Here is a 15,544-nt window from a genome sequence, read left to right as displayed (position 1 = left end):
CGCATCCGCGAGATCTGCGACCGCCACGGCGTGCTGCTGATCCTCGACGAGGTGATGTGCGGCATGGGGCGCACCGGCAGCCTCTATGCCTGCGAGCAGGACGGCGTGGTGCCGGATATCCTGACCTGCGCCAAGGGCCTGGGCGGCGGCTACCAGCCCATCGGTGCGGTGCTGGTCTCCGGCGAAATCTATGACACTATCGCCGGGGGCTCCGGCGCCTTCCAGCACGGCTTCACCTACATCGGCCATGCCACGGCCTGCGCCGCCGCCCTGGCGGTCCAACGCACCATAGAGGCCGACGACCTTCTGGCCAACGTGCACCGCCAGGGTGCGGCGCTGCGCGCGGCGCTGGAGAGCCGCTTCGGCAACCATCACCACATCGGCGACATCCGCGGCCGTGGCCTGTTCATCGGGCTGGAACTGGTGGCCGACCGTGGTGGGAAGGAGCCTTTCGATCCGGCGCTGAAGCTGCACGCCCGCATCAAGAAGCAGGCGATGGAGGAGGGGCTGATCTGCTATCCCGCCGGCGGCACTGCCGACGGACAGCGCGGCGATCATGTGCTCCTGGCACCGCCCTTTATCATCGAAACAGAACAGGTCGACGAGTTGGTGGACAAGCTGGGCCGCGCCATCGACGGTGCACTCGGCGAAGTCGCGGGGAGCGCGTGACCATGGCCGCGGATGAAAGCGGGGCGGACTGGACGCCGCTGATCCTGACGGTCGCCCCCAACGGCGCGCGCAAGACCCAGCAAGACCATCCGGCCGTGCCGATCTCGCCCGAGGAACTCGCCGCGACGGCCAAAGCGTGCTTGGCGGCGGGCGCCGCGATGATCCATCTGCATGTGCGCGATGCCGAACAGAAACACAGTCTGGACGTTGGCGCCTATCGCGAGGCCATCGCCGCGGTCCGCGCGGCGGTCGGCGACGACCTGGTGATCCAGGTGACCAGCGAAGCGGTGGGGATCTACTCTCCGCAGCAGCAGATGGCCATGGTGCGGACCCTCGAGCCCGAAGCGGTCAGCCTGGCGGTTCGCGAGATCATTCCCGACGCCGCAAGCGAGCCGGAAGCCGGGCGCTTCCTGGCCGAACTTGCCGAAGCGGGCACCCTGCCGCAGTTCATTCTCTACGACGCCGCCGACGTCGCCCGCTTCGCGGCGCTGCGCGAAAAGGGCGTGGTGCCGGCGAGCCCCGCGTTCCTGCTGTTCGTTCTCGGCCGCTATACCGCGGGCCAACGCTCCCAGCCCGGCGACCTGCTGCCGTTCCTCGGAGCACTGCATACGGTGGAGGGGCATGCGGCGCTGCCCTGGGCGGTCTGCGCCTTCGATGCGCAGGAAACGGCCTGTGTGACCGCCGCGGCCACCCTGGGCGGCCATGCCCGGGTCGGCTTCGAGAACAATCTTCTGCTGCCCTCCGGCGCCAGGGCCGCCGACAATGCCGAGCTGGTCGCCGCAGCGGCGGCGGGGGCGCGTGCCATCGGCCGCCCTCTGGCCGATGCCGCAACCGCCCGCCGCCTCATGAAGGGAGGAGATACCGCCTAGTTGCTGGAGCCCTCGCCGTGCTTCATGCCGCCGTGGTCCATCTTCATGCCATCACCGTCGGCGGCCGATCCCATGCTGCCGACGCTTTCGACGGCGACCTCCACGGTCACGCTGCCTGCCTGCTTGAAGGTCAGGGTCAGCGGGAAGCGCTCGCCCTCCTTCAGGGGTGCGTGCAGCCCGATCAGCATGACGTGGTAGCCGCCGGGCTTCAGCGTGGCCATGCCCTTCGCCGGCACATCGATGGCTTCGACCTCGCGCATCTGCATCACCCCGTCCTTGTGCATGTGGGTGTGAAGCTCGATGCGCTTGGCGACCTCGGCGGCGGCGGAGACCAGTTGGTCGCCACTGGCCCCGCCGTTGTGGATGGTCAAGAAGGCAGCCCCGTTCTTGGCCTGACCGGGGGTGGCCCGGGCCCAGGGGTGATCGATGGTGAGGGCGCCGAGTTTAACGTCGTGCGCCAGGGCGGCGCTCGCGCTGCCGCCGGCCACCAGAAGGCCAAGCGCGGACGCGGCCAGAGTGCGAATGGCAAGTCGTCGTTTCATCGTCGTTGAGTCCTGTAACGCTGTCGGCACCGAACGAAGTGCCTGGGGCCCGGCCGCAAAGTCTGCGGCGGAGGCCCAGTGGAGTCGGATGCGTGAAGTGAGGCGCGTGCAGCGCCTAGAGAGGCTGGGGCGGCGCCCGTGACCGGGGCAGGAAAACGACGGTGCCTGCGATGACCGCCTGGGGCGCCGGGAAGATCGGTTCCTGCGTGGCACCCCTGCCGATTTCGACACCGCTGGGCAGGCCGAGGCCCTGCTGGGCAAAGGCCGAACAGATCGGGCAGTCCTGCCAGGCGCCGCTGTCGGGACCATCCCCCTCGCCGCCCGCGAGATTGCGTTCCGCCTCGTCGAAGGCCACCAGAACGACGCCGTGTGCCGTGCAGATCGGCATCACGGCCGGCAGTCCCGATGCTGCCGCCTGCGCCGGGCCGGCGGGCGCTAGGGCTCCGGCGAGGACCATGGCCAGCCCATGGCTCATGAGCGCCACGATGGCGAGCGCGGCGGTGGCCCGCCGGCGGAACGGACTCCCGCTTATCGCGCCCAGGTTGATTATGCGGCGGGGCTGGAACATGGCCTAGTGACAATAGGGCAGAACTCTGCCGCCGGCCAGCCTGTGCCCAGCCTGTCCCCTGCGACAGAGCGCCGCGAAACCCGCCAAAGTTGTCGCTGAGACCGTTTGTATACCGCCAACTACAGGGTGGACATTGTGGCGCGGAGTTGTGTTGAATAGGCTCACAATAACGGTGAACCAATCACCGAGACACAAGACGGGGATCCGCGACTCTGACGAGCGCTGCGCGAAAGCCTGAGCCGCAAGACCGCACCGGACCAGCCGTTTCCGGGCTCGATCGAGCCTGGATTGCGGCTGCGAGGTGTAATCAGTCCCTGACCAAGCGCGAACCTGATTTTTCAAATCGGGGGGAGAAGGAACGGCCCGCATTGCCGGGCTCGTCAACGAACAATTCAACTCGGACCGAAACGGTTGGGAGCGAATAGCTAATGAAACGCATTGCATTGAAATCGACTGTCCTCGGCCTGTCGGCGGCGGCCCTCCTGGCGGCCGCTCCGGCGGAGCTACAGGCGGATGAGAAGTTCGTCACCATCGGCACCGGCGGGCAGACCGGCGTGTACTACGTGGTTGGCGGCTCGATCTGCAAACTCGTGAACCGTGGAACCAAGAACCACAACATCAAGTGCACCCATACCACCGGTGGTTCCGTGGCCAACATCAACGGCATTCGTGCCGGTGATCTGGATCTGGGCGTTGCCCAGTCCGACTGGCAGTTCCATGCCTACAACGGAACGGCGCCCGACAAGTTCCCCGATGGCGCCTTCACGGAACTGCGCGCGGTGTTTTCCGTGCACCCGGAACCCTTTACCGTCGTGGCGCGGGCCGATTCCGGCATCACGAGCTTCGACGACCTGAAGGGCAAGCGGGTCAACGTCGGTAACCCCGGCTCCGGCCAGCGCGGCACCATGGAAGTGGTGATGAAGGAGATGGGCTGGTCCATGGATGACTTCAAACTGGCTTCCGAGTTGAAGTCGGCTGAGCAGTCCCAGGCCCTTTGCGACAATAAGATCGATGCCATGGTCTTCACCGTCGGTCATCCCAGCGGTTCGATCAAGGAGGCAACGACCTCCTGTGATTCGGTGATCGTTCCGGTCACCGGTGCGGCCATCGACAAGCTGGTGAACGAGAACGCCTACTATGCCAAGGCGACGATCCCCGGCGGCATGTACAAGGGCACCGATGGCGACACCACGACCTTTGGCGTCGGCGCGACCTTTGTCACCTCGACCAACACGGACGAGGAAACGGTCTATCAGATGGTGAAGGCCGTGTTCGACAACTTCGACCGCTTCAAGAGGCTGCACCCGGCCTTTGCCAATCTGGAGCCGGCGAATATGATCAGCAACAACCTCTCGGCGCCGCTGCACGACGGTGCCGTGCGCTATTACAAAGAGAAGGGCTGGATGTAATCCGGCACCGGCAGGGCGGGGCCTCGGCCCCGCCCTGATTTCTTTCCGAACAAACAACAAGCCGGCGGCCAAAGCCGGTTGACGGGGGACAGCATGAGCGAGGATAGACCGGCCGGCACGCCGATGTCGGACGAAGAACTCCAGGATCTGGTTGCCTCGACTGACACCGGCGCGCGCAACCCGGTGGGGCCTGCAGGCAAGATCATCCTCGGGGCAGCCCTGCTCTGGTCGCTGTTCCAGCTCTGGATCGCCTCCCCGCTTCCCTTTGTCATTGGCATTGCGGTCTTCAATGACTGGGATTCGCGCTCCATTCACCTGGCCTTCGCGATCTTCCTGACCTTCCTGGCCTATCCGGCCGGAAAACGCTCACCGCGCGACCACATCCCCATTCAGGATTGGGTGATGGCCCTCGTCGCCGCCAGCTCGGCAGCCTACCTCTTCACCTTCGCCGATCAGCTTGCGTCGCGCCCCGGCAATCCAAACACCACCGACATCGTCGTCGCCTGCGTGGGTATCGTGCTGCTGCTGGAAGCAACGCGCCGTGCCCTGGGCCCGCCGCTGATGATCGTCGCCATCGTCTTTCTGCTCTACACCTTCGGCGGTCCCCACATGCCGGGCATCCTGGCGTGGAAGGGCGCCAGCTTCGGTGCCATCGCAAGCCACCAGTGGACCTCCCCCGAACAGAGCGGCGTGTTCGGCATCGCCCTTGGCGTGTCCGCCAGCTTCGTCTTTCTGTTCGTCCTCTTCGGGGCCCTGCTCGATAAGGCCGGGGCCGGCAACTACTTCATCAAGGTTGCCTTCTCGCTTCTTGGACACTACCGCGGCGGGCCGGCCAAGGCGGCGGTCGTCGCCTCGGCCATGACCGGCCTGATCTCCGGTTCCTCCATCGCCAACGTGGTGACCACCGGCACCTTCACCATTCCGATGATGAAGCGGGTCGGCTTCTCCCCGGAAAAGGCCGGCGCCGTCGAAGTCGCCTCCTCGGTCAACGGCCAGATCATGCCGCCGGTGATGGGCGCTGCCGCTTTCCTGATGGTGGAATACGTCGGCATCTCCTACTTCGAGGTGGTGAAGCATGCCTTCATTCCGGCGCTGATTTCCTATATCGCCCTGGTCTACATCGTCCATCTGGAGGCGATGAAGGCGGACATGAAGGGGCTTCCCCGGGCCTCCGAGCCGAAGCCCTGGATGGTCGCCATCACCGGCTTCCTGATGGGCCTCTTCGGAACCGCGGTCCTGGCGGTTGTCGTCTACTACGGCATCGGCTGGATCAACGACGTCGCCGACGAAGCCTCCGGATGGATCATCGCCGTCCTGCTGACGGCGGTCTATGTCGGGCTGGTCAGATTCTGCGCGCGCTATCCCGAACTGGAACTGGACGACCCGAACGCGCCGGTCGTCTCCCTTCCGCAGACCGGACCCACGGTGAAATCGGGGTTGCACTTCATCCTGCCGGTGATCGTGCTGGTCTGGTGCCTGATGGTGGAGCGCCTGTCGCCGGGCCTCTCGGCTTTCTGGGCGACGGCCTTCATGATGTTCATTCTGCTGACCCAGCGCCCGCTCTTCGCGGCCTTCCGCGGCGGCGCGGATCTCGGCGCGGAGATCCGGCGCGGCTGGAACGAGTTGATCGATGGCCTGATCACCGGCGCGCGCAACATGATCGGTATCGGCATCGCCACGGCGACCGCCGGCATCATTGTTGGTGCGGTGTCGCAGACCGGCGTCGGTCTGGTGCTGGCCGAACTGGTGGAGATCCTCTCCTTCGGCAACATCATGCTGATCCTACTGCTGACGGCGATCCTCAGCCTGATCCTCGGCATGGGTCTGCCGACCACGGCCAACTACATCGTCGTCTCCTCGCTGCTGGCGCCGGTGATCGTGCAGCTCGGTCAGGATGCCGGCCTTATCGTGCCGCTGATCGCGGTGCACCTCTTCGTCTTCTACTTCGGTATCATGGCCGACGTGACGCCGCCGGTGGGCCTGGCCTCCTTCGCGGCGGCGGCGGTCTCGGGCGGCGATCCCATCAAGACCGGCTTCGTCGCCTTTTTCTACAGCCTGCGCACCGCTGCGCTGCCCTTCCTCTTCATCTTCAACACCGATCTTCTGCTGATCGACGTGGGCTGGGTCGGCGGCTTCATCGTCTTCATCGTGGCGACCGCGGCCATGCTGATCTTCGCGGCGGCGACCCAGGGCTTCTTCCTGGCGCGCAACCGTGCCTATGAAACCGTTCTGCTGCTGCTGATTGCCTTCACCCTGTTCCGGCCCGGGTTCTGGATGGACATGGTCTCACCCCCGACCCAGGAGGTGGCGCCGGCCCAGATCGTCGCGGTGGCCGACCGCATGGAAGCCGGCCAGGAACTGCGTCTGCGTATCGACGGGGAAGATGCCGTCGGCAATCCGCGCAGCTTCGTGGCCATCCTGCCGCTGGGCGAGGGGGAAAGCGGAGAAGAGCGTTTGATCTCCGCCGGGCTCGAGTTGTTCATCGACGGCGACGTCGTCGAGGTCGACAATGCGACCTACGATTCGCCGGCCCAGGCAGCCGGCCTGGACTTCGGCCAGAAGATCGTGATTGTCGAGGAGCCGATCGATCAGTTGCCGAAGCAGTTGATGTACGTTCCGGCACTGCTGATTCTTGGGCTCATCGTCGTGATGCAGCGCGGCCGGCGCAGAAAGCAGCTTGCCACGGCTGCCGTCTAATTGGTCGGTAAGGGGGATTTCAACTTCATGTTCAAAGACATTCTGTTACCGGTCGATCTCGGCAACGAAGACACCCAGATGAAGGCGGTCTCCACCGCCGTGGAGATGGCCAAGGCCTTCGGCAGCCGTCTGCATGTCATGACCATCGTGCCGGATTTCGGCGTGAGCATCGTCAGCGCCTACTTCCCAGAGGGCTATGAGGAGAAGGTCTTGGAAGAGGCCAACACGCGGCTGCACGCCTTCGTGCAGAGGGCCATTCCCTCCGAACTCAGCGTGCAGCATGTGGTCGGCCACGGGACCATCTATGAGGAGATCCTGCGCTTCGCCAGGGAGAAGGGCATCGACATGATCGTCATGGCTTCCCACCGGCCGGAGCTGCGGGACTACCTCATCGGCCCCAACGCCTCGCGCGTGGTGCGCCACGCCGCCTGCTCGGTGACTGTGGTCCGCGACTGACGGGCGCTCCACCGGATTGTGAAGGGCTGTCACTGGATCGGCGAAGGGCTTCCCGTCTAAGCTCGCGCCATGACACCGCAGAGCCCGACCTCCCGCCCCTTGGCTGCCGCCTTGGCAATGTTTGGCTTGGTGCTGCTCGGGCCCGCGGCTTGCGCCCAGGCGGCTCCCCTCGATCCTCCCGAAGTCGTCGACATCCCGGCCGGGCCCTTCATTGCCGGCTCGGACCGGGCCGAGCGGGAAGCGGCCTACCGGCTCGACGAAGCCGCCTACGGCCACAGCCGCACCCGCGAGGGGCGCTGGTACGAGGGGGAGCGGCCGCGTGAAACGCTGGAACTGCCCGCCTTTGCCATCACCCGGACCCTGATCACCAACCGGCTCTATGCCGCCTTCGTCGAGGCCACCGGCCATCCCGCCCCGGACGTCGACCCGCGGACCTGGGCCGGTTACGGATTGATCCACCCCTATGAGCGCACCCGCCGCCACGCCTGGCGCGGGGGCCGTCCGCCGCCGGGGCGCGAGGACCACCCGGTGGTGCTGGTCTCCCACGACGACGCCCTGGCCTTTGCAGCCTGGCTGAGCGCCGAGACCGGCCGGCGCTGGCGCCTGCCGACGGTGCTGGAGTGGGAGAAGGCGGCCCGCGGCCACGATGGGCGGCGCTTTCCCTGGGGCGATGCCTGGGACCCGGCACGCCTCAACAGCCATGACCGTGGGCCTTTCGACACCCTGCCGGTGGGCAGCTTTCCCGAGGGCGCCAGCCCCTACGGCCTGCTGGACCCGGCGGGACAGGTCTTCGAGTGGACCGCCAGCCCGCGCGGGGCCGGGCGGTTCCTGGTCAAGGGCGGCTCCTGGGACGACAGCGGCTGCGGGGTCTGCCGTCCCGCCGCCCAGCACAGCCGGCCCCAGGCGCTCAAGCACATTCTCATCGGCTTTCGCCTGATCGTGGAATAGGGTAAAGCTTTTGTGGCGCCGGATGGCCCACGGCGGGGGCAGGGCATCACTTTCTTAATCGGATTGGGCCATGCTCCGGCTTCACGCTGAAGTGATCCTCCGTGGGCTCGTATCCGGGCGGCGATATGCGTAGGTAACACAAGCCATGCGAAGCGAAGCAGCCATCAAAGACAGCGCGCTGGACAGCGACTTTTCCCTGGAACGGCTCTCGACCGAGGCGTTGGAAGCCATGGCGGAGGCCGGGCGCGAGGTCGCCAATGTCCACCGTATCCTGACCAAGACCGGCGACAACGTGGTCGGCGAGCTGCTGAAGAACAACGGCACCTTCTACGAGTGGGACCACTATCCCCCGGGGGACGTTTACGACCACCAGACCCATGGCCAGTACTATTACCACGCCCACGCCCAGGATGAGCGTTTCGAGGGCGAGCACGGGCATTTCCACACCTTCGTCCGGCCCAAGGGGATGCCGCCGGGCATCAAGCCGGCCCGGGTCCCGGAGTTTGTGAAACCCGAAGACCCCAACGACGCCCTCAGCCATCTGATCGCCATTTCCATGACCCCGGGGGGCCTGCCGTTCCGCATCTTCACCGTGAACCGCTGGGTCACCGGCGAGGTCTGGTACAGCGCCAAGGACGTGGCGGTGCTACTGGACTACTTCAAGATCGACCATGCCCAGCCTTCCTGGCCGGTGAACCGCTGGGTCACCGGCATGGTCCAGCTCTTCAAGCCGCAGATCATCGATCTGGTCGAGGCCCGCGACCGCAAGGTGGACCACTGGCGCCGGCAGTACCCCGATCAGGATGTCTTCGAGGATCGCAGCCTTGAGGTGACCTCCTATCTCGACATCGATCTGGACCGGCAGATCCAGGCGGTGGCCAACGTTCTGCTGGCACGCCAGTAGTCCCCTTCAGAATTCGTTAACGCTGTTCGGACAGCGCCAAACCGTTAACGCTTGCGCGCGGCCAACGGTTGTCGCCAGGCCCTTCACACAATCGGGCCCTTCACACAATCGGGCCCTTCGCGCATTCGCGCCCCCCGCACTTTGTTTAAGCGCCCTTTCGCGGCGCCTGCGGCCTCCAGATCTTAAGCATGATTTAACGCGGAGCAGTGATACTGCCCGTGTGGGTTTGCGCGCGACCGGCCGCCCGGGCCGCCACGCCCTGATCGTGATAGAAATCAGGTCGATCGAGAGCAAAATGACAGGAATCCTTTCTCAAGACGACGTCACACGCCTGATGGCGGATCCTTCGCCGTCCGTGCGGGCAGAAACAACCTCGAAGATTGCGTCGCAGTACGACCGCAAGCACCCCCGGATGACGGACGCAGAGCGCAAGATCGCCGAAGAGATCTTCCGCAAGCTGACGCAGGACGCGGAGATCCGGGTGCGCGAAGCGCTGGCGGCCAATCTGAAGACGACTTCGGATCTGCCCCACGACATTGCACTGACACTGGCGAAGGATGTCGACTCGGTCGCCCTGCCGGTCTTGAAGTACTCCGAGGTGCTGACCGACGACGATCTGATCAGCATCCTGCGCAGCGAAGACGCCTCGGCCAAGCAGGTGGTGATCGCCCAGCGCGAGAACGTTTCCGGCGCCGTGGCCGAGGCGCTCATCGACACAGGCAACGAGATCGCGGTGGCGCGTCTGGTGGCCAACGAGGGGGCCGACCTCAGCGAGCGCGCGCTGGACCGCGTGCTCTCCGACTACGAAGACAGCGAGGCGGTGTCCGATTCCCTGGCGCGCCGTCCCAGCTTGCCCGCCGCCATCACCGAGCAGCTCGTCGCTGCCATGACCGAGAAGCTGCAGGGCTATCTGGTGAGCAAGCACGAACTCGCCCCCGATGCGGCCAGCAACCTGATCCTCCAGACCCGCGAACGGGCCACGGTCAGCCTGCTGAACCGCGAATCCTCCGGCAAGGAACTGGAGGAACTGGTCTATCAGCTCCACGTCAACGGCCGCCTGACGCCCTCGCTGATCATGCGGGCGCTCTGCGTCGGCGATCTTTCGTTCTTCGAGACGGCGATGGCGCGGCTGGCCAATGTGCCGCTGAAAAACGCCCGCCTGCTGATCCACGACGAAGGGGATCTCGGCCTCAGGTCGATCTACGAGAAGGCCAAGATGCCGGCCCGTCTGCTGACCGCCGTCTGTGCGGCCGTCAGCATCCTGGAGGAAGAGGACTACGACGGCGGGCGCAACGATCGCGAACGCTTCGTCAGCCGGATCATCGAGCGTCTGCTCACCCAGTTCGAGGACCCGGCCTCGACCATGACCAAGGACGACATCGACTACCTGATGGCGAAGCTGCACCAGCTCGCAGCTTGAGCCGTCTCCAGACACGGCAGGGGAATGCCGAAGCGGCGCCGTCCGAAAGGCCGGCGCCGCTTTTCGTTTAAGCGCCTGGAAAGCTAAAGCGTTCCATGTATTGACGGCACCGGCCCGCACCCCCTCCCGGCCACCCGACCAGGATAATCGCATTGGGTGGCCGGGAGGGGGTGCGGGCCGGAACCGCTTCGACGAAAGTCGAAAACAGACTAATCCAGAACCACCCCCGGCAGCCACATGGCGATGGCGGGGAAGGCGATAACCAGGCCGAGCCCGATGAGCTGCAAAATCACGAAGGGAATGATCCCCACATAGATGTCCTGGATCTTTACCTCCGGCGGGGCGACGCCCTTCATGTAGAAGAGGGCGAAGCCGAAGGGCGGGGTGAGGAACGATGTCTGCAGGTTCACGGCGATCAGGATGGCGAACCAATAAACCACGTCGGTGCCTGAGATGTGGTCGCCGAAATTCAGGCCCTGCACGATCGGCGCGAAGACCGGTAGCACGATCAGGGTGATCTCGATCCAGTCGAAAAAGAACCCGAGGAAAAAGACCACTGCCAGGATCAGGATCAGAATGCCCCACGGGCCGAAGCCGCTGGAGTTGATCAGATCCTCGATGACGAAGTCGCCGCCCAGCGCCCGGAAGACGTAGGAGAAGGCGGTGGCGCCGATGAAAATGAAGAACAGCATACCGTTGGTCAGGGCGGTGCGCTGAACCACATCGTTCAGCACCTTGAAGCTCAGCTTTCCATTGACCAGCGCCAGGATGATCGAGCCGAAAGCGCCAACGCCGGCGGCCTCGGTCGGGGTCGCCCAGCCGGCGATGATCGAGCCGAGCACCAGGACGATCAGGACCACCGGCGGAATGAAGCCGCGGGCCAGAAGGCCGATCAGCTCGCTGGTCGATTGCGGGCCGACGTCATCCGGCAGGGGCGGGGCCAGATGCGGTTTGAAGCGGCAGAGAAAGTAGACGTAGACGACGTAGATCACCGACAGCAGGAAGCCGGGAAAGACCGCGGCGACGAACAGCGTTCCCACCGAGCGGCTCAGCAGGTCGGCCATGATCACCAGCATGATGGACGGCGGAATCAGAATGCCGAGCGTGCCCGAGGAAGCGATGGCGCCGGTGGCCAGGCGCATGTCGTACTTGCGCTCGATCATCACCGGCAGGGCCATCAGGGTGATCATCACCACCGATGCCCCGATGATGCCGGTGGTCGCCGCCATGATGGTGCCCATCAGGATCACCGCCAGCGCGAGCCCGCCCGGCGTGCGCCGCAGCAGCACCTGCAGGCAGTGCAGCAGCCCGGCGGCAACGCCGCTGCGTTCCAGCATCGTGCCCATGAATATGAACATGGGGATCGCCACCAGCACCAGGTTGTCGGCAATGCCCCAGATGCGCAGCGGCAGATTGAAGAACTCGAGCTCGGAGAAGAGTCCGAAGTAGATGCCGATGAATCCGAAGGCCAGGCCGATGCCGCCCAGCACGAAGCCCACCGGATAGCCGGTGAAGAGGAACACCGCCAAAGCGACGAACATCAGAAGCGGAAGTACGTCCTCGAAGTACATGATCGGCGCCGTCCCCCCGCGTTACCGCTCGACTTTGACGTCTTCGAGGTGCTCGATCTCTTCGGCTTCCTCGGCTTCGACGAGTTCACGAAGGTCGGGCGGCCCGAACAACTCGATGAATTTGCGCAAGGCCACGGTGATCCCGGCCAAGAGCATCAGGAAGAACCCGATGGGCAGGAAGGCCTTGATCGCCCAGCGGTAGGGCAGGCCGGTGGCGGAGTCCGAAGACTCGTTGATCGACCAGGAGCGGTCGACGAAGTCCAGGGAGAAATAAAGCACGATGGCGCAGTAGGGGATCAGGAAGATCAAACAGCCGATGAGTTCGATCCAGCGCTGGGTGCGGATGGAGAGGTTCTCGCGCACCAAGTCGATGCGCACGTGGGTGTCCTTTATGTAGGTCATGCCGATGCAGAGCAGGAAGAGGATGGCGTGGATGTGCCATTCGGCTTCCTGCAGCTTGGTGGACCCCAGCACGAAGAACCGCCGCGTCACCACGTCGAAGATGATGATGCCGATCAGAGGGATCGACGCCCAGGCCCCGATGCGGCCGGCCCAGGTCACGATTGCATCGAGAATGTCGGCGAGCCTCACGAGGGCGCGCATCGCGGCAGCTCCGATGGCTTGGACGAGACGGTGGCCCGCCGCCGCCCCCTGGCCGTTGAGCCGGGGACGGCGGCGGTTACCCTAGGTTCGAAGGATTACCGTTGCCTGGGCCTTAGTTGATGTAGCCCAGCTCTTTCCAGACGGCGTATTCCTTGCGGAAGTTCGAATAGGACTCCCAGACCTTGGCGAACTGCGGATCGCGGGCCGCGTCTTCGGCTGCGACCTCGTTCCAGGCGGCCTCCAGCGTGTCCAGGATCTCCTGCGGCCAGCGGTGGATCTGCACGCCCTTTTCCTGCAGCTCGATGAGTGCCTTGGCCTGAATGGCCTCGCCCTCGGCAAGCCCCTGGCGGAAGGCGTCGCCGCAGGCCACTTCGATCTGCGCTTGCTGGGTGTCGCTCAGCGCATCCCAGTTGCCCCGGTTCAACAGCAACTCGAACACGGTGGATTGCTGGTGCCAGCCGGGGAAGTAGTAGTGCTTGGCCACCTGGTAGAAACCGAGTTTGAGGTCGATGGCCGGCATCGAGAATTCGGTGGCGTCGATGGAGCCGCGTTCGAGGGCCGGGAAGATGTCGCCGCCGGCGATGAGCTGCGTGGAGACGCCGACTTTTTCCATGACCTTGGCGCCGAGGCCGAAGAAGCGCATCTTCAGGCCCTTGAGGTCATCGATCGACGTGATCTCCTCGCGGAACCAGCCCGAAGCCTCCGGCGCGATGACGCCGCAGGGAATCGATTTCAGTCCATGCTTGGCATAGATCTCGTCCCAGAGTTCGAGGCCGCCGCCATAGAAGATCCAGCCCATGTATTCGCCCGCACTCGGGCCGAAGGGCACCGCGGCGAACATCGCCAGAGCCGGCTCCTTGCCGTACCAGTAGCCCGTGGTCGACCAGCAGGCGTCGACCGATCCCGCGGCGACGGCGTCGAAGCACTCCTTGGCCGGGATGAGGGCGTTCGGCTCGAAGTACTGAATGCGGATGTTGCCGCCGGAGACGCGCTCCAGGCGTTCCGTCATCTCCTTGCCCATGGTGCCCAACTGCGTCAGCGAGCTGGGAAACCAACTCGCCATCTTCCAGCGGATACGTTTGTCCTCTGCCTCGGCATCGCCGACCGGCATGATGGTCGCCAGGGCGCCCACCGCCAGAGCCGAGATGGCAAGCTTGAGTTTGCTGCGGATGCGCATGCGAAAACGTCCTCCCGTTCAAAATTCGCACCCGCCATCTTTGCTGACGGGTTTCGTTCGTTTTTTCCCGCTTCGGCACGCCTACCCTAAGGTCCCTGAGGCGTGCCAAAGTGGTCAAAAGCTAGCTTATGCCCCTATCAACAACAAGCATAAAGCCGGACGGGAGCCAAGGAACTTGGGCGTTCACTAATGATCTGGGAGGCAGTGGCTGCAGCCCGCACAGCGCCGCGGGCCGCCGGCTTTTCGCCGGGAACGAATGCAGGCCGGAACCGCGGTGACGACGGTCAGTCGGTGGGTTTATCGAACCTGCCGAGCCGTTGCAGCAGCCCGACGTCGCGATAGAAACGCATGGCCCCCGGGTGAAGCGGTATGCCGACTCCCTCCAGGGCGGTCTCCAGACGGATGACCCGCCCTTTTGCGTGCCCCCGGTCCAAGAGGCGCCGCGCGTCACTTCGCCACAGCGCCTGAAGGATGCCGTAGACCGTGTCCTCTTCGATGTCCTCGCGGGTGATCCACTGCGCGGCCACAGTCAGGGTTTCCACCTGCTTGACCCCGTCATAGGTGGCCGCGGGGATGATGTCGTGCTGGAGGAAGGGGTTGACCTTGACCAGTTCCGCCGTCTCCGGCCCGCTGATGGGAAGCAGACGAATGGCCGTCTGTTCCGTCGCCCACTGGATCACCTTGGCCGGATAGCCGGCGATCAGAAAGAAGGCGTCGAGTTCGCCGGCGACCAGCCGTTCCATCGCGTCGTCGGACTTGAGGTAGGAGACCGCGATATCCGACTGGTTGAGGCCGAAGGCTTTCAGCACCAATTCGGCGCCGACGAGGGTGCCGGAGCCTGCCTCGTCCAGGGCGACGCGGTGGCCGGCGAGGTCGTGCACGCTCTCCAGGCCGCTGTCGCTGCGGACCACGATGTGAAACGATTCAGGATAGAGGTGGGCAATGGCCCGCAGTGAGGTCTGGCGGCCGTCGCCCGCGAAGGCCTCGACGCCGCTGTAAGCCCAGAAGGCGACATCGGACTGGACGAAGCCGGACTCGATGCGCCCCGCTGCAATGTCCTTGACGTTGGTCACCGATCCGCTGGAGGACTGGGCCACCGCCACCAGGCCGGGGACGCCGCAGACCTCATCGGGTTCGCAATAGCCGGCGGGATTGCTGATCGCCTGGGCCACCAGCCCGGCGATCGGATAGTAGGTGCCACCGATGCCGCCGGTCCCGATGCGGAACAGCGACAGTTGCTCGGCCGAGAGCGGTTTCCAGACCAGGCCGAGCAGAAGGACGACTGCCATCCCCGGGATCAGCCTCATGCATGCCTCCCTTGCGCCCTGTGCGGCGGTTACTATGCCCCGGTCCTTGGTTCTGGGGCGAAGAAACTCGAAATGCCCGCTTCCTGCGGAGCCCGCTGTCCACGGCCCGACGGGGGTCTGTCCGGCCGAATTTTCATTTGGGGTGTAACGCCCGGTTTGGATACTCAATTACCGGTCATATCGGCAAGTGTCGCAGATTGGCGTCCGATTCGTTAAGGGGCAGTTAATATCCTTCGGTCGGCGGGCCCGGGGAAGGCCCTTTCGTGGCCTCGCGACGGCCTTGCGCCGGGATTGCAATGGACTGAGGGAATCGCTATAACGCGCCGCGCCGGGGAGTAGCTCAGCCTGGTAGAGCACTACGTTCGGGACGTAGGGGCCGGAGGTTCGAATCCTCTCTCCCCGAC

Annotated in this window: 14 protein-coding genes and 1 tRNA gene; 9 read left to right on the top strand and 6 right to left on the bottom strand. The window is 64.9% G+C overall.

Features of this window, described 5'->3' with window-relative positions; all coding sequences use genetic code 11:
- Positions 1-669, top strand: a 669-nt coding sequence (locus Q0996_RS08155; RefSeq protein WP_299617514.1) for an aminotransferase class III-fold pyridoxal phosphate-dependent enzyme, incomplete at its 5' end; no start/stop codon positions are given.
- A 2-nt stretch (positions 670-671) separates the two neighbouring features.
- Complete coding sequence (locus Q0996_RS08150) at positions 672-1,538, top strand: 3-keto-5-aminohexanoate cleavage protein (RefSeq protein WP_299617513.1); 867 nt, start codon at positions 672-674, stop codon at positions 1,536-1,538.
- Here the strand turns inward: Q0996_RS08150 and Q0996_RS08145 are convergent.
- On the bottom strand, positions 1,535-2,080 hold the full coding sequence (locus Q0996_RS08145) for a copper chaperone PCu(A)C (protein ID WP_299617511.1): 546 nt from the start codon (positions 2,078-2,080) through the stop codon (positions 1,535-1,537). The two genes, Q0996_RS08150 and Q0996_RS08145, sit on opposite strands and share 4 nt — an antisense overlap.
- Before the next feature lie 115 nt (positions 2,081-2,195).
- Positions 2,196-2,648 carry a DUF2946 family protein gene (locus Q0996_RS08140; protein WP_299617509.1) on the bottom strand — a complete coding sequence of 151 codons (453 nt, stop codon included), beginning with the start codon at positions 2,646-2,648 and terminating at the stop codon, positions 2,196-2,198.
- Positions 2,649-3,076: 428 nt separating this feature from the next.
- On the opposite strand from Q0996_RS08140, the gene Q0996_RS08135 reads away from it, so the two are divergent.
- From Q0996_RS08135 to Q0996_RS08110, 6 genes are all read left to right on the top strand, one after another.
- Positions 3,077-4,057, top strand: coding sequence for a TAXI family TRAP transporter solute-binding subunit (locus Q0996_RS08135; RefSeq protein ID WP_299617507.1), 981 nt, complete (start codon positions 3,077-3,079; stop codon positions 4,055-4,057).
- 93 nt (positions 4,058-4,150) lie between these two features.
- On the top strand, positions 4,151-6,754 hold the full coding sequence (locus Q0996_RS08130; protein WP_299617505.1) for a TRAP transporter permease: 2,604 nt from the start codon (positions 4,151-4,153) through the stop codon (positions 6,752-6,754).
- Between the two features lie 27 nt (positions 6,755-6,781).
- Positions 6,782-7,210 carry a universal stress protein gene (locus Q0996_RS08125; RefSeq protein WP_299617503.1) on the top strand — a complete coding sequence of 143 codons (429 nt, stop codon included), beginning with the start codon at positions 6,782-6,784 and terminating at the stop codon, positions 7,208-7,210.
- A 69-nt stretch (positions 7,211-7,279) separates the two neighbouring features.
- Positions 7,280-8,158 carry an SUMF1/EgtB/PvdO family nonheme iron enzyme gene (locus tag Q0996_RS08120; protein ID WP_299617501.1) on the top strand — a complete coding sequence of 293 codons (879 nt, stop codon included), beginning with the start codon at positions 7,280-7,282 and terminating at the stop codon, positions 8,156-8,158.
- A 145-nt stretch (positions 8,159-8,303) separates the two neighbouring features.
- Positions 8,304-9,062, top strand: a complete 759-nt coding sequence (locus Q0996_RS08115; protein ID WP_299617499.1) for a hypothetical protein — start codon at positions 8,304-8,306, stop codon at positions 9,060-9,062.
- A 412-nt stretch (positions 9,063-9,474) separates the two neighbouring features.
- The gene (locus Q0996_RS08110; protein WP_299617497.1) at positions 9,475-10,482 is read left to right on the top strand and encodes a DUF2336 domain-containing protein; all 1,008 of its coding nucleotides are present in this window, start codon (positions 9,475-9,477) and stop codon (positions 10,480-10,482) included.
- A gap of 209 nt (positions 10,483-10,691) precedes the next feature.
- Here the strand turns inward: Q0996_RS08110 and Q0996_RS08105 are convergent, their stop codons facing one another.
- From Q0996_RS08105 to Q0996_RS08090, 4 genes are all read right to left on the bottom strand, one after another.
- Positions 10,692-12,053: a TRAP transporter large permease subunit gene (locus Q0996_RS08105; RefSeq protein WP_299617495.1), complete on the bottom strand. Its 1,362-nt coding sequence runs from the start codon at positions 12,051-12,053 to the stop codon at positions 10,692-10,694.
- 21 nt (positions 12,054-12,074) lie between these two features.
- Positions 12,075-12,656, bottom strand: a complete 582-nt coding sequence (locus Q0996_RS08100) for a TRAP transporter small permease subunit (protein ID WP_299617493.1) — start codon at positions 12,654-12,656, stop codon at positions 12,075-12,077.
- A 112-nt stretch (positions 12,657-12,768) separates the two neighbouring features.
- Positions 12,769-13,833 carry a TRAP transporter substrate-binding protein gene (locus tag Q0996_RS08095; RefSeq protein ID WP_299617491.1) on the bottom strand — a complete coding sequence of 355 codons (1,065 nt, stop codon included), beginning with the start codon at positions 13,831-13,833 and terminating at the stop codon, positions 12,769-12,771.
- A 284-nt stretch (positions 13,834-14,117) separates the two neighbouring features.
- On the bottom strand, positions 14,118-15,140 hold the full coding sequence (locus Q0996_RS08090) for a TAXI family TRAP transporter solute-binding subunit (RefSeq protein WP_299617489.1): 1,023 nt from the start codon (positions 15,138-15,140) through the stop codon (positions 14,118-14,120).
- A 329-nt stretch (positions 15,141-15,469) separates the two neighbouring features.
- On the opposite strand from Q0996_RS08090, the gene Q0996_RS08085 reads away from it, so the two are divergent.
- Positions 15,470-15,543, top strand: a tRNA-Pro gene (locus Q0996_RS08085).
- Position 15,544 lies beyond the last annotated feature (1 nt).

Origin of the sequence: Pelagibius sp. (assembly GCF_028289705.1) — a bacterium.
GTDB lineage: Bacteria > Pseudomonadota > Alphaproteobacteria > Kiloniellales > Kiloniellaceae > Pelagibius.
Note: the sequence above shows the minus strand (reverse complement) of the source record. Positions and strands in the feature narration are given on the sequence as shown.

Coding starts and splice junctions, on each gene's coding strand:
- Q0996_RS08100 (WP_299617493.1), bottom strand. CDS start 12,656: ATGCGCGCCCTCGTGAGGCTCGCCGACATTCTCGATGCAATCGTGACC.
- Q0996_RS08095 (WP_299617491.1), bottom strand. CDS start 13,833: ATGCGCATCCGCAGCAAACTCAAGCTTGCCATCTCGGCTCTGGCGGTG.
- Q0996_RS08120 (WP_299617501.1), top strand. CDS start 7,280: ATGACACCGCAGAGCCCGACCTCCCGCCCCTTGGCTGCCGCCTTGGCA.
- Q0996_RS08115 (WP_299617499.1), top strand. CDS start 8,304: ATGCGAAGCGAAGCAGCCATCAAAGACAGCGCGCTGGACAGCGACTTT.
- Q0996_RS08135 (WP_299617507.1), top strand. CDS start 3,077: ATGAAACGCATTGCATTGAAATCGACTGTCCTCGGCCTGTCGGCGGCG.
- Q0996_RS08145 (WP_299617511.1), bottom strand. CDS start 2,080: ATGAAACGACGACTTGCCATTCGCACTCTGGCCGCGTCCGCGCTTGGC.
- Q0996_RS08140 (WP_299617509.1), bottom strand. CDS start 2,648: ATGTTCCAGCCCCGCCGCATAATCAACCTGGGCGCGATAAGCGGGAGT.
- Q0996_RS08125 (WP_299617503.1), top strand. CDS start 6,782: ATGTTCAAAGACATTCTGTTACCGGTCGATCTCGGCAACGAAGACACC.
- Q0996_RS08130 (WP_299617505.1), top strand. CDS start 4,151: ATGAGCGAGGATAGACCGGCCGGCACGCCGATGTCGGACGAAGAACTC.
- Q0996_RS08090 (WP_299617489.1), bottom strand. CDS start 15,140: ATGAGGCTGATCCCGGGGATGGCAGTCGTCCTTCTGCTCGGCCTGGTC.
- Q0996_RS08105 (WP_299617495.1), bottom strand. CDS start 12,053: ATGTACTTCGAGGACGTACTTCCGCTTCTGATGTTCGTCGCTTTGGCG.
- Q0996_RS08150 (WP_299617513.1), top strand. CDS start 672: ATGGCCGCGGATGAAAGCGGGGCGGACTGGACGCCGCTGATCCTGACG.
- Q0996_RS08110 (WP_299617497.1), top strand. CDS start 9,475: ATGACGGACGCAGAGCGCAAGATCGCCGAAGAGATCTTCCGCAAGCTG.